Origin of the sequence: Kitasatospora sp. NPDC058115 (assembly GCF_042884635.1) — a bacterium.
In the GTDB taxonomy this organism is placed as follows: domain Bacteria; phylum Actinomycetota; class Actinomycetes; order Streptomycetales; family Streptomycetaceae; genus Kitasatospora.
Genome location: NZ_JBHVTL010000030.1, coordinates 77,467 through 89,785, shown reverse-complemented (window position 1 = coordinate 89,785; position 12,319 = coordinate 77,467). Strand labels below are relative to the sequence as shown.

General features: G+C 76.5%; 11 protein-coding genes. 7 read left to right on the top strand and 4 right to left on the bottom strand.

From position 1 onward, the window contains the following. Positions 1–143: 143 nt before the first annotated feature. Positions 144–782, bottom strand: coding sequence for an NAD(P)-dependent oxidoreductase (locus ACFVVL_RS28705; RefSeq protein WP_387680272.1), 639 nt, complete (start codon positions 780–782; stop codon positions 144–146). 118 nt (positions 783–900) lie between these two features. Next, positions 901–1,827 (bottom strand): EamA family transporter, encoded by a 927-nt coding sequence (locus ACFVVL_RS28700; RefSeq protein ID WP_380290949.1) that lies wholly within the window; start codon positions 1,825–1,827, stop codon positions 901–903. A gap of 98 nt (positions 1,828–1,925) precedes the next feature. Here ACFVVL_RS28700 and ACFVVL_RS28695 point away from each other — a divergent pair, with 98 nt between their 5' ends. Next, a complete protein-coding gene (locus ACFVVL_RS28695) occupies positions 1,926–2,432 on the top strand; it encodes a MarR family winged helix-turn-helix transcriptional regulator (protein ID WP_387680268.1) in 507 nt (168 codons plus the stop codon). 31 nt (positions 2,433–2,463) lie between these two features. Here ACFVVL_RS28695 and ACFVVL_RS28690 read toward each other — a convergent pair whose 3' ends face one another. Continuing rightward, positions 2,464–3,321: a methyltransferase domain-containing protein gene (locus ACFVVL_RS28690; RefSeq protein WP_387680265.1), complete on the bottom strand. Its 858-nt coding sequence runs from the start codon at positions 3,319–3,321 to the stop codon at positions 2,464–2,466. A gap of 29 nt (positions 3,322–3,350) precedes the next feature. Here ACFVVL_RS28690 and ACFVVL_RS28685 point away from each other — a divergent pair, with 29 nt between their 5' ends. From ACFVVL_RS28685 to ACFVVL_RS28660, 6 genes are all read left to right on the top strand, one after another. After that, a complete protein-coding gene (locus tag ACFVVL_RS28685; protein ID WP_387680263.1) occupies positions 3,351–4,886 on the top strand; it encodes a PLP-dependent aminotransferase family protein in 1,536 nt (511 codons plus the stop codon). A 198-nt stretch (positions 4,887–5,084) separates the two neighbouring features. After that, positions 5,085–6,332, top strand: a complete 1,248-nt coding sequence (locus ACFVVL_RS28680; protein WP_387680260.1) for a glycoside hydrolase family 3 N-terminal domain-containing protein — start codon at positions 5,085–5,087, stop codon at positions 6,330–6,332. Between the two features lie 244 nt (positions 6,333–6,576). Continuing rightward, on the top strand, positions 6,577–7,404 hold the full coding sequence (locus ACFVVL_RS28675) for an aminoglycoside adenylyltransferase domain-containing protein (RefSeq protein WP_387680257.1): 828 nt from the start codon (positions 6,577–6,579) through the stop codon (positions 7,402–7,404). A 230-nt stretch (positions 7,405–7,634) separates the two neighbouring features. After that, positions 7,635–8,096, top strand: coding sequence for a hypothetical protein (locus ACFVVL_RS28670; protein WP_380290937.1), 462 nt, complete (start codon positions 7,635–7,637; stop codon positions 8,094–8,096). 217 nt (positions 8,097–8,313) lie between these two features. Further along, positions 8,314–8,670 carry an ArsR/SmtB family transcription factor gene (locus tag ACFVVL_RS28665; protein WP_380290935.1) on the top strand — a complete coding sequence of 119 codons (357 nt, stop codon included), beginning with the start codon at positions 8,314–8,316 and terminating at the stop codon, positions 8,668–8,670. A gap of 30 nt (positions 8,671–8,700) precedes the next feature. After that, positions 8,701–8,862, top strand: a complete 162-nt coding sequence (locus ACFVVL_RS28660; protein ID WP_380290933.1) for a DUF6126 family protein — start codon at positions 8,701–8,703, stop codon at positions 8,860–8,862. Between the two features lie 182 nt (positions 8,863–9,044). Here ACFVVL_RS28660 and ACFVVL_RS28655 read toward each other — a convergent pair whose 3' ends face one another. Further along, complete coding sequence (locus tag ACFVVL_RS28655) at positions 9,045–11,966, bottom strand: cytochrome P450 (RefSeq protein WP_387680253.1); 2,922 nt, start codon at positions 11,964–11,966, stop codon at positions 9,045–9,047. Between the last annotated feature and the right edge of the window lie 353 nt (positions 11,967–12,319).

Below are 12,319 nucleotides of genomic sequence, written 5' to 3'. Positions count from 1 at the left end.
TGGACCGGTCGTGATCGATCCAGTGGGCGCCCGTCTTTCCCCGGGCGCCGGAGCCACCTCTGACCGGGCGCCAGCTGGAGGAACGTCCCCCGTCCGGGTGACATCGGGGCGGGAGGTCGACGCCGGCCCGGGGGAGGGGTGTGTCAGTAGCCGACGGTGAAGCGGGTGCGGCGGTGGGCGGGTCGTTCGGCCTCGTCGAGGAGGGCGACGGCGAAGTCCTCCATGGAGATCGCCGAGGTGCCGTCCGGACCGGTGACGAGCTCGTCGAGGCCCCGCCGGTAGCGGCCGGTCCGCTCGCCCGGTTCGAGCAGTGCGGCCGGGCTGAGGTAGGTCCAGTCGACCTCGGCGTCCGCGCGGCAGAGGGCGAGCTGCTCGCCGCAGGCGTCGGCGATCGGGCGCAGGGCGGCGGGGAATCCGGGGGAGTCCACGAGGGTGACGCCGTTCCCGCCGGGCAGGACGAGGCTGCCGGCGCCGCCGACGACGAGCAGCCGCACGCCGGTTCCGGCCAGGCCGGCCAGCAGGCCCTTGGTCGCGGTGGCCAGTTCGTCCTCCCGGCCGGGGGCCGGGCGGGTGGCGGTGACCAGCAGGTCCTGCCCGGCGGCGAGGCGGCGGACGTCGGCGGGGTCGCGGGCGTCACCGGTGGCGGTCCCGACCGTCGCCGGGAACCGGTGCGGGCGGGAGGGGTCGCGCAGGACGGCGGTGACCCGGTGGCCGCGGGCGGCGGCCTCGGCCACGACCCGGCTGCCGACGTTGCCGCTCGCGCCGAACACGGTGATGCGCATGGGGAGGTCTCCTGACGGTGGATCGGACGGGGATCGGACGGGGATCGGACGGGGATCGGACGGGAATCGGGAGGGAATCGGGAGGCGTGGACCACCAGGGGCGGGGCGCCCGGCCCGGTCAGGCGTCCTGGTGGGTGCGGGCGTCCGCGGGGGCGGCGGAGGGGGACGCGGCGACCACCTTCGACGGGGTCCGCGCCCGCTGGGTCTGGGCGGCGACCAGCGAGCCGAGCACGATCAGCGCGCCGAGCGCCTGGACGGGCGCCAGGTCCTGGCCGAGGACGAGCCAGCCGAGGGCGGTGGCGACCACCGGGCTGAGCAGGCCGAGGAAGGTGACCGAGGTGGGCGGCAGGCCGCGGATGCCGCGGAACCAGAGCGCGTACGCGACGGCCGCGCCGATCAGGCCGAGGTAGCCGTAGCCGAGCAGGTTGGCGCCGGTGAGGTGGGACGGCGGCGGACCCTCGACCAGCAGGGCGACCGGCAGGAGCAGCAGTCCGCCCGCGGTGAGCTGCCAGCCGGTGGTGGCGAGCAGCGGGGCCGGCGAGGTCCAGCGCTTGGAGAGGACGACACCGGTCGCCATCACCACCGCGCCGCCGAGCGCGGCGACGATGCCGAGGGCGTCCAGCTGGGCGTCGGCGCGCAGGACGAGCAGGCTGACGCCGGCCACGCCGGCGATGCCGGAGAGGAGGGTGCGCAGGGAGAGGCGGTCGCCGAGGAGCGCGGCCGAGAGCCCGGCGGCGATCAGCGGCTGGACGGCGCCGACGGTGGCGGCGACCCCGCCCGGCAGGCGGTAGGCGGCGACGAACAGGAGGGCGAAGAAGACGCCGATGTTCAGCGCGCCGAGGACGAGCGAGCGCCACCACCAGCTGCCCTTCGGCAGGCGGCGGGTGACCGCGACGAGGAGCAGTCCGGCGGGCAGGGCGCGCAGGACCCCGGCGAGCAGCGGGCGCCCGGGCGGCAGCAGCTCGGTGGTGACCAGGTAGGTCGAGCCCCAGATGGCGGGGGCGAGGGCGGTGATCAGCACGAGGGCGAGTCGATTCCTTAGCACTAAGCCAATGTATCTCAGTGCTAAGGAATCTGAACAGGGGGTGGGGTGGTGGACGCTGTGAGGTACCTCACCGCTAAGGCATCGTTTAGGGTGGAGTCATGGCAGAACGCGAAGATCATGTGGACCGGGTGGTCCGGCAGTGGGGCGCCGAGCGTCCGGACCTCGACGTCTCCCCCATGGAGGTGCTCGGCCGCCTCAAGCGGCTGACCCGGCTGGTCGACGCCGAGCTGAAGGAGACCTTCGCCCGGCACGACCTCGACTTCGCCTCCTTCGACGTGCTCGCCACCCTGCGCCGCAGCGGCCCGCCCTACCGCCTCACCCCGACCGGCCTGATGCGCTCGGCGATGGTCACCTCCGGGGCGATCAGCCAGCGCCTCGACCGGCTGGAGGCGCGCGGTCTGGTCACCCGCACCCCCAGCGGCTCCGACGGCCGCAGCCGCGACGTCGCCCTCACCGACGAGGGGTACGCCCTGATGGACCGCGCCCTGCCCGACCACCTCGCCACCGAGGAGCGCATCCTGGCCGGGCTGGACGAGGCCCGGACCGCGGCGTTCATCGACGCCCTGCGCGTGGTGCTCGACACCCTCGGGGACGACCCCGAGTAGCCCGGGCGGCCGGGGAGCCGTCGCGGGCCGCTCAGGGGTTGACCGCGACCGCCTTGAAGAAGGTGTAGTGGAAGGTCCCGCCCGGCTCCGCCGCGCGGCGCAGCTCGGCGACACCGCGCTCGAACTCCTCGGCCGTGGTGAGTCCGGCCGCGACCGCCTCCGCCCGCACCGCCTCGACCATCGCGATGAAGGTGCGCCGGGTGAAGGTCTCGGCCAGTGCGGGTCGGGCGCCGTCCGCCGACATCGTGCGCGGGCCCACCGCGACGTCCCGGAAGCCGGCGTCGGCGAGCAGCGGGTACAGCCGCCGGCCGATCAGGGCGTCGCCGCCGCCGTCCGCCTGGAGCCGGACCAGGTGGTCGACGACCCGCTGCGCGCCCGCGCCGAGCGGGTGGAAGCAGGCCGTGCCGTGGTCGCCCTCGATCACGGTCAGGGTGCCGCCGGGGCGCAGCACCCGGCGCAGCGCGGCCAGCGCCGCCGCCGGGTCGGCGAGGTGTTCCAGGACGAAGCAGACGAAGACGTGGTCGAAGGAGCCGTCGGGGAAGGGCAGGCGGTGCAGGTCGCCGTGGTGCCAGCGGACGTCCGCCCCGGGCGCGTGCGCGGCGACCCGGGCGCGCGCCTTCGCGAGCGAGTCCGCCGAGATGTCGGCGGCCGTCAGCAGCACGCCCGGGCTGGAGTCCAGCAGGTGCACCGTCTGCGCGCCGACGCCGCACCCGGCCTCCAGGACCCGGCTGCCGGGCGGGTAGGCGGTGCCGGCGTGGAGGAGGCCGGCCAGCGTGTCGGCCTGGTCGCCGAGGCGACGGGCCTCGGTGGGGGAGTAGCCGTGGACATAGCCGTGGACGGAGCCGGTCTCGACGCGGACCGCGGTGGACTGCGGGGTGCTCGTGGTCATGACGCCCACCCTCCCGGCACAATGGACCGGTGCACAGGTCCAATGAGCGGCCGATCGACAGGTCCACAACCGGCGGCGCCGACTTCCTCCAGCTCGACCCGGGCGAGGCCCCCGTCGGCGGACTCGCCGACTGGCTGGCCCGGCGGCTGCGGCAGGCGATCGCCGACGGACGGCTGCCGGCCGGCAGCCGGCTGCCCGCGACCCGGCCGCTCGCCGCCGACCTGCGGGTCTCGCGCGGCGTGGTCACCGACGCCTACCGCCGGCTCGCCGAGGAGGGCCGGGTCGCCGGCCGGGGCAGGGGCGGCACCGTCGTGGTCGACCCGCTCGCGCCGAGCGCCGTCCCCGCCGGACCGCGCCGGACCGCCGCCGTGCGCCCGCCCGCGCCCCCGACCGGGACACCGCCCCGGTCGCCGTTCGCCGGCACCCCCGTCCCGGCCACCTTCGACGCCCTGCGCACCGCCCCCGCCAGGATCGACCTCTCGCCCGGCCTCCCGGACCTCGCCGCCTTCCCCCGCGCCGCCTGGCTGCGCGCCGAACGCGCCGTCCTGCACGGCCTCGCCGCCCGGGACTTCGGCTACGGCGACCCGCGCGGAACCCCCGCGCTGCGCCGCGCCGTCGCCGACTGGCTCGGCCGCAACCGCGGCATCCGCGCCGACCCCGGGGACGTCCTGGTGGTGGCCGGAGCCGCCCAGGCACTCGCCCTGGCCGGCGAGGTGCTCCGCGCGGACGGCCTGGACGTGGTCGCCGTCGAGGACCCGGGCTCGCTCGGCACCCGCCAGCACCTCGGCCACCGGATCACCGCCACCCCGCCCGTCCCCGTGGACGCCGAGGGCATCCGGGTCGACGCGCTGCGCGCCACCGGCGCCCGCGCCGTCCTGCTCACCCCCGCCCACCAGTTCCCCACCGGTGTGGTCCTCGGCGGTGCCCGGCGGCGCGAACTGCTCCAGTGGGCGGCGGAGGGCGGGCTCGTCATCGAGGACGACTACGACGCCGAACACCGCTACGACCGCCCGCCGGTGCCCGCGCTGCGCGGCGTCCTGCCCGAACAGGTCCTCCACCTCGGCAGCGTCTCCAAGCTCCTCGCCCCCGCCCTGCGCACCGGCTGGATGCTCGCCCCGGCCCGCTACCGGGACCTCCTGGTCGACGCCAAACGGCTCGACGACCTCGGCAACGCCGCCCTGCCGCAGCTCGTCCTCGCCCGGCTGATGGACTCCGGCGCGCTGGAGCGCCACCTGCGGCTGCTGCGCCCGCGCCACCGGCGCCGCCGGGACGCGATGACGGCCGCCGTCGCCGCCCACCTGCCCGGCGCCGTCGTGCACGGCGCGGCCGCCGGGCTGCACCTCATGGTCACCTTCCCGGCCGGTCTGACCTGCACGGACACCGAGCTCGCCGAGGCGGCGCTCGCCCATGGCGTGAAGGTCCAGCCGCTGTCCTGGCACGCCCGGCTGCCGCACCCGCCCGGCCTCGTCCTCGGCTACGCGGCCGGCGCGCCCGGCGAGATCGAGGAGGGCGTTGCCGTCCTCGGACGGCTGCTCCGGGAGGCGGGAGGACCGCTTCCGGGGTGAGGCTGCTGGTGTCACCCGCGCGCCACCCCGTGATCCGGGAGGGGGCCTTCGCCCCGGCCGGGTGACCGCCGGCCCGCCGGCCGGACCCGTCGACCCCACCGCGCCCGCCCCGCCGTCGCGGGCCGGGCGCCTGGGGCACCCCGGGCGCCGCCCGCCGGAGCGCCCGGACCCCGACCGACCGAGGGAGGCCGGATGCCGATGTCCCGCCGAACGATCCGTGTCGCGCTCCTCGCCCTGCTGCTCTCCGCCCTGGCCCCGGCCGCGCCGTCCGGCCAGTCGGCCCCGTCCGCCCACTCCGGCTCGTCCGGCTCGTCCGGCTCGTCCGGCCCGGCCGGTCCGCAGGGCCCGGAGGACGCCACCGGGCAGCACACCGAACCCGCCGTGACGGCCCCGATCCACCCCACCCCCACGGAGAGGACGACCCCCGTGCCCACCAACGATTCGCTCCAGCTCGCCGGCCGCCGGGTCATCTACTCCTACCCCGGCCCCACCCCGCCGCCGGAACTGCTCGCCACCATCCGCGCGGGCCGCGCCGCCGGCGTCATCTTCTTCAAGGAGAACGTCCCCTCGCTGCCCCAGCTCCAGGCGGCCGTCGCCCAGTTGCGGCAGGCGGCGGCCGAGTCGCCGACCGGCGCGCCGCTGCTGCTGATGACCGACCAGGAGGGCGGCAAGGTCCGCCGGCTGCCCGGTGCTCCGGACCTCTCGGCCAAGCAGATCGGCCTGGCCGCCGACCCGGCCGGCGCGGCCGCCGAGGCCGGCGCCGGTGCGGCCCGCACCCTGAGCGGGGCGGGTCTCAACGTCAACCTGGCGCCGGTGCTCGACGTCTTCGACACCCCCGACAACTTCATCGACCACTTCGAGCGGTCCTTCAGCCGGAACCCGGACGTGGTGGCCGAGTTGGGTTCGGCCTACCTCGCCGCCCAGCAGCAGCTGGGCGTCGCCGCGACGGCCAAGCACTTCCCCGGGCTCGGCGCCGCCGCCCGGGAGGAGAACACCGATGCGAGCTCCGTCGTCCTCCCGGTCCCGCTCGCCGACCTGCGGGCGCGCGGCGAGGAGCCGTACCGGGCCGCCATCGCCGCCGGGGTCCGGCTGGTGATGGCCTCCTGGGCGGTCTACCCGGCCCTCGACGCCTACCGCCCGGCCGGGCTCTCGCGCGCCGTCGTCCACGGCGAACTGCGCGAGCGGCTCGGTTTCCGCGGCGTGACCGTCACCGACGCCCTCGAAGCCGTCGCCCTGGCGGCCTTCGGCGACGCCGGCGACCGGGCCGTCGCCGCCGCCGAGGCGGGTATGGACCTGGTGCTCTGCTCCGGCCGTGACCTCCAGCAGGGCGACACCGCCGTGCAGGCCCTGGCCACCGCCCTCGACAGCGGCCGCCTCGACACCGCCGGATTCACCGAGGCCGTCCAGCGCGTCGACGCGCTGCGCACCTCCCTGCCTGCCTCCTGACGCCGGTCCGGCCGCCCGCCCCCGCGCGGCCGGGGCCGTCCTCCGGCCGACGGGGGCGATGGTCGGCGGCGGAGGCTGCGCCGGCCTCCGGCCCGGGGGCGGCGCGGACCGGCGAGGGTGGCGCAGGGGTGGCGCGAAAGGGGGTGAGGGTGGCGCGAAGAGGGTGCACGGGCCATCAACACGCGCCGCTTCCTCGTGGAAACGAGCGGACACGGAGGGTCATCCTGGTGGCAGGCTTGCCGCCGTGACTGTGCACCCTCTCGTACACGAGATCGCCGACGCCTACCTGGCCCTGGTCGATGCCGCCGCGCCCGGACTGGTCGAGGGCCTGTACGTGGTCGGTTCGACGGCCCTGGGCGACTTCCACCCGGAACGGAGCGACCTCGACTTCGTGGCCGTGACCGCGGACCCGGTGACGGCCGGGCAACTGGTCGCACTGGAGCGCGCGCACGCCCGGCTCGCGCTCCGCCATCCGCGCCCCGTGTTCGACGGTCCCTACCTCACTTGGCACGAACTGGCCGGCCCCCCGGCGCAGGCGGCCCCGGGGCCGCACGTGCGCGGGGGGACGGTGCGGCACCGGGTGGGATCCGGCCGCACACCGGTGCTCTGGCACACGCTGGCCCGCCACGGCGTCACGCTCTGCGGGCCGCGGGCCCAGGAGCTGATGATCCACACGGACCCGGAGGAACTGGCCGGCTGGAGCCTCGGCCGGCTGGAGGAGCACTGGCACCCGTGGTGGCGCAGCTCCTCGCGGCTGGCGTCGCGGCCGGGGCTGGCCTGTCTGAACGAACGGGCGCCGGTCCGGGCGGTGCTCGGGGTGAGCCGGCTGCACTACACGCTGGCCACCGGACGGATCGCCTCCAAGCGCGGGGCCGGCGAGTACGCACGGGCGGTGTTCGACGAGCGCTGGCACCGGATCCTGGACGAGTGCCTGCGGATCCGCGAGGGCGGGCGGCGGCGCTCGCTCTACCCGAACCCGTTCGGCCGGCGGGCCGACGCGCTGGCGTTCACGGACATGGCGATCGAGAGCGCCCGGCTGCTGGGGGCGGGCCGGCTGCCGCTGGGGGAGTAGCCCGGGACGGGACATGGTGAGGACCTTGATCGCGCCATCCGAGGCCGGTTTCCGGTCTGATCACCAACTGTTCGGATCTTTGTGCCGTATGGCCTTCGAATCGTCTGCCACAGTTGCGTCACGCCACATGTGAAATGTCACATGTGGCCATAGTGGTGCCCTGAATGCCATGCCATGCCATGCAAGGCGAGGCGAGGCGAGGCAAGGAAGAGATACGGAGGAGCGGGACCATGCGGATGAACCGACTCACCCTGACGGCGGCCGGGATCGCGGGCGCGGCGGCCCTGCTGGCGGTGCCGGCCCAGGCGAACGCGGCCCGGGCGACCACCACGACCACCACCGTGACCTGCGGCGCGTCCGGCCTGCAGGCCGGACTGTCGACCAAGGTGTGCGCCGAGGTCACCGGCACCGGTGTCCAGCTGTACGGCCAGATCAGCCTGGCCGGCCCGCCGAGCCCGGGCACCCCGTGGCCGCAGACCGTCGAGCTGCTCACCGGCCTGTCCGGCGAGGTCGTCGGCGGCGCCTCGCTCGGCTCGGTCAGCGGCCGGACCCTGTTCACCGCCAGCACCGTGCAGGTGCCGGGCGTCGGCGGGACCGTCCCGTGCGGCTCCACCGTGCACGGCAGCTTCAGCGTCGCCACCTACCCGTGGTCGCCGGTTCCGGTGACCGTCGACGTCGTGGTGCCCTGTTGATGACGGCGGGTCGATGACGCGGTCCTGACGGGCCGACGGGGGCGGGCGGGCCCGGGGTGCGAGTCACCCCGGGCCCGTCCGTGCGTCCCGGGCGGCAGCGGTCCGCGCGGGCGTCCCGCCCGTGACGACTTGAAGAAATCTTCATCTGCAAGGGATGATGCTTCCCGCCGAACGGGCCGACCCGGAGCCCACCCAGCGACACGGGGAGAGACGGACGATGCCGGTCCCGCTGTACCAGGCGAAGGCGGAGTTCTTCCGCACGCTCGGGCACCCGGTGCGCATCCGCGTCCTGGAGCTGCTCCAGGACGGGCCGCGACCGGTGCGCGAGCTGCTCGCCTCGATCGAGATCGAGCCCTCGAACCTCTCCCAGCAGCTCGCGGTGCTGCGCCGGACCCAGCTGGTCACGGCCACCCGCGAGGGCAACACCGTCGTCTACGCCCTGAGCACGCCGGACGTCGCCGAGCTGCTGCGGGCCGCGCGGCGGATCCTGACCGAGCTGATCGCCGACCAGGGCGCGCTGCTCACCGAGCTGCGGGCACCGGACGCCGGTGCCGCGCCCGCGGGCGACCGATGACCGGCCCGTCGACCGAAGGAGTGCCCGGCCATGAGTGAGACCACCGGCGGACGCGGCCGGGAGGCCGAGGCCACGCGGGAGGAGAAGGCGCGGCGCAAGGCCATGATGATCCGGGCGGGCATCTACATCTTCGCCACGCACCTGTTCGCGGGGTTCGTGCTGCTGCTGTTCGCCCTCGGCGGCCGGAAGTGACCGCGAGCGGGCGGAAGTGACCGCGGGCGGGCGGTGGTGACCGTCGCCGCTCCACGTTGACCGTCGCCGCGCCGCGCCGACCGTCGCCGGCCGGGGGAACCGGCCCGCCGTGACCGCGCGGCGAACGGTCCCGGCCGCCCGGCCGTGACCGTTCGCCGCGGCCGGCCGGCCGCCGGCCCGGGTCAGCTCGGGCCGTCCTCCGTGCTGTAGCGCAGGCTCGTGCTGGTCCAGGCGTGGACGCCCTCCACCAACTCCCGGGTGCCGTCGAGGTACCAGCGGCCCGCCGGGTGCCGCAGCTGCAGACTGTGCCGCAGCCTCTCGCTCTCCGCCGTCAGCCGGGCGATCCGGGCCACGACCGCCCGGGCCGCCCGGCTGCGGGTGCAGCCGCGGATCCGTTGCAGGGTGAGCACGGTGTTGAAGGCCGCGACGTTCTGGCGTTCCTCGCGGTCCGCCGAGTAGAGGTCGTTGATCAGCGTCGCCGCGTCGGCCGTGTTCGCGCGCAGGCGGTGCAGGGCCGGGTCGGCGTGCAGTTCGGCCGGGGCCTCGCCGCCGTGGACGTGCTCCAGTATGTCCATGAACGGGTAGAGGCAGCTGGCGTGGCGCCGCAGCCGCACGGTCTCGGCGAGGTCGGGCTGGGTGCGGGCGGCCCGGTGGGCCGTCTCGGCGAGGAAGGTCTCCAGACAGGAGTGCCATTCGGCGGCGGCGCGCCGCCGCCAGCCCGGTGGCATGGGGGCGGTCTGGCGCTGCCACAGCTCGCGCCAGGCGTCGAGCAGCTGCGGCTGGGGCGTGCCCGCGGGGACGGGCCGCCCGGCCAGCACGGCGAGCAGCGGCTCGACGATGGCGCGGGCCTCGGCGGGATCGCGGCCCGGCGGCCCGTCGAAGCGGTCGTCGAGGATGGTGAACCAGCCGAGGGTGTCGATCAGCAGGTCCAGCTCGGTACCGCGGGCCCGGGGGTACGAGTGGCCGATCAGCTCGGGCAGCGCGTAGGTGTGGTAGCGGGCGAGGTCCTCCGGGGCCAGCAGACCGTGGGCCAGGGCCCATTCGCCGTGCCGGGCGGTGGCGGCCCGCAACTCGCTCGGGGCGCGCGGTTCGCCCTGCGGGCGCAGCGAGTCGGGCGCGCGCCGGGCGGCCGGCGCGGGCCGCGCCTCCGGGTGGACCGGCGGTGTGGGCCGGGGCAGGGCGGTGACCGGCCGGAGGGTGGTGACGGGCCGGGGGGCGGTGACCGGTCCGAGGGTGGTGACCGGGACGATCGTGCTGAGCGGCCCCAGGTGGGTGGCCGGGCGCGTGGTGCGGGCGGCGCCGCTGCGGGGCGCGCTGCGGGCGGCCGTGCGCGGGGCGGTCCGCAGGGTGGTCGGGCGCGGGCCCTCGGTGGCGGCGGACCGGCGGGTGGCCGGCGAGGCCTGCGCGGGGAGCACGACCGAACCCGAGAAGCGGGAGCCGGCCGCGGCGCCGGACGCGCCGGACGGGCCGGGGACACCGGCGGGGGCGCCGCCGCCCGGCGGGCACCCCTCGCCCGGCCGCGGCCCGCGCGGCCCGCGGGGACCGCGCACGGCCGCGTCCGACTGGCGCGGGCGGACGACCGGCAGGCACTGGGCGGGTGTGTCGTCGTGGCCCGCCGACGGCGTGCGGCGCGGACCGGCGGCGTGCGGGGCACGCCCCCCGCGCGGCGTGAGCCGCACCCGCAGGCCCTGCGCCTGGACGGTCGTCCACACCACCTCGCGGGCCCGGACGCCGGGGACGGCGGTCGGACGCCAGCGGCGCAGGATGGCGGCGGCCGCCACGGTCAGCTCGGCCCAGGCGAAGGCCTCACCGATGCACTTGTGTTTGCCCGCGCCGAACGGCAGAAACGCCTGCCGCGCGACGCCCCCGCCGCCGGCCGGCCCCTGCGCCCCGTCGGGCCCGTACCAGCGGCCGGGGTGGAAGCGCAGCGGCTCGGCGTGGAGCGCGGGGTCGCGGTGGATCGCGGTGAGGCTGTAGAGCAGCTCGGTGCCGGCCGGGACGAGGTAGGGGCCCAGCTCCACCGGGACGCTCGCGGTGCGCATCAGGAAGGCGTTCGGCGCGTGCAGCCGCACCACCTCCTGGGTGACCGCGCGGGTGTAGCCGAGGCGGGCGAGCGCCTCAGGGGTGGGCACGGTACCGGCCGGGAGGTGCTCGTCCAGCTCGGCCAGGACGCGCGCCTCGACCCGGGGGTGGCGGATCAGCTCGTCGATCAGCCAGGTGAGCGTGGTGGAGACGGTCTCGGTTCCGGCCCCGAACATGGTGATCGCCTCGGAGCGGACGTCCGCCTCGGTGAGCGGGCGTCCGGTGGCGGGGTCGACGGCGGCGCGCAGCAGCGCGGGCAGGGTCGCGCCGCGCCGGGCGGCGGCGCCGGTCACCGGGCACCCGCCGTCCGGGACGGTGCCGCCGACCGCCTGGTCGACGACCTCGTTGAGCACCTTGACCGCCGCGTCGAAGCGCCGGTTGACCGGCAGCGGGAGCCGGGCGAAGGCCCGGTGCGGGTAGAGCGACTGGACGATCTGGCCCTTCACCATGTCGGGCAGGGCCCGGTGGAAGGCGAGCGTGGCCTCCTCGCTCAGCCGGGCGTCGAACAGGGCGCGGGTGACGATCTCCAGGGCGAGGTGGTTCATCTCCTTGGCCACGTCGAGGACCTGGCCGGGGCGCCAGCGCCCGGCCCGTTCCTCGGTGACCCGGTGCATGACGGCGAGGTACTCGGCCATCCGGTCCGGCCCGAAGGCCGGCTGGATGATCCGGCGGCGGTCGCGGTGGGCGCGCCCCTCGGACATCAGCAGGCCGTCCCCGAAGGCGGTCTTGAGGGTGTCCTGGACGGCGCCGCGCGGGCAGTCGTGGGCGAGCGACACCAGCAGGGTGTGGACCAGCCCGGCGTCCGTGACCACGCAGACCGTGCGCGGCCCGAGCCGGATCCGGACCACCGAGCCGTGCTGGGCGAGCGAGCCGAGGAAGCCGAGCGGATCGCGCAGCAGGGCGGGGGCGTGCCCGAGGCCGGGCACGGCGCCGGGGGCCAGCGGGGGGACGGCCGGGCGGCGCTCCGCGGAGGCGGTTCTGGGCGGGGCGGACGGTCTGTGGGTCTCGTTCGTCAGGATCATGACATTACCTCTCACCAGATGGACCGGGGGGACGGACCGGTGGGACGGTCCGGTGTCACCGGCCGGGTGTCGGACCGGTCGGCCGACCCGGCGCCGCGCTACCACGGGAGCCGCCGCCACGCCGGCCGGGATCCGGGGGCCTGTTGAAGCAGACCCCCGCGCGCGCCATGGACAGAGGGCGCACGCCATGGGAAACGCGCCGGTCCCGTGAGCGTTGCGCCGTACCCGGATGGATCACTCCATCGGTGGAGTGTCCTCAAGGTCCGGGCGGCGTGTCCCGATGAGGGCGCGCCGTCGCGAGCGGTTCGCGCACCGGGCCGGGCCACCCCGCGGAGCGCCCGGTGCGAGGCCCG

Excerpts from the sequence above, each read along its gene's own strand:
- ACFVVL_RS28670 (WP_380290937.1), top strand. The coding sequence starts at position 7,635 with ATGCGGATGAACCGACTCACCCTGACGGCGGCCGGGATCGCGGGCGCG.
- ACFVVL_RS28690 (WP_387680265.1), bottom strand. The coding sequence starts at position 3,321 with ATGACCACGAGCACCCCGCAGTCCACCGCGGTCCGCGTCGAGACCGGC.
- ACFVVL_RS28665 (WP_380290935.1), top strand. The coding sequence starts at position 8,314 with ATGCCGGTCCCGCTGTACCAGGCGAAGGCGGAGTTCTTCCGCACGCTC.
- ACFVVL_RS28695 (WP_387680268.1), top strand. The coding sequence starts at position 1,926 with ATGGCAGAACGCGAAGATCATGTGGACCGGGTGGTCCGGCAGTGGGGC.
- ACFVVL_RS28680 (WP_387680260.1), top strand. The coding sequence starts at position 5,085 with ATGTCCCGCCGAACGATCCGTGTCGCGCTCCTCGCCCTGCTGCTCTCC.
- ACFVVL_RS28660 (WP_380290933.1), top strand. The coding sequence starts at position 8,701 with ATGAGTGAGACCACCGGCGGACGCGGCCGGGAGGCCGAGGCCACGCGG.
- ACFVVL_RS28705 (WP_387680272.1), bottom strand. The coding sequence starts at position 782 with ATGCGCATCACCGTGTTCGGCGCGAGCGGCAACGTCGGCAGCCGGGTC.
- ACFVVL_RS28655 (WP_387680253.1), bottom strand. The coding sequence starts at position 11,966 with ATGATCCTGACGAACGAGACCCACAGACCGTCCGCCCCGCCCAGAACC.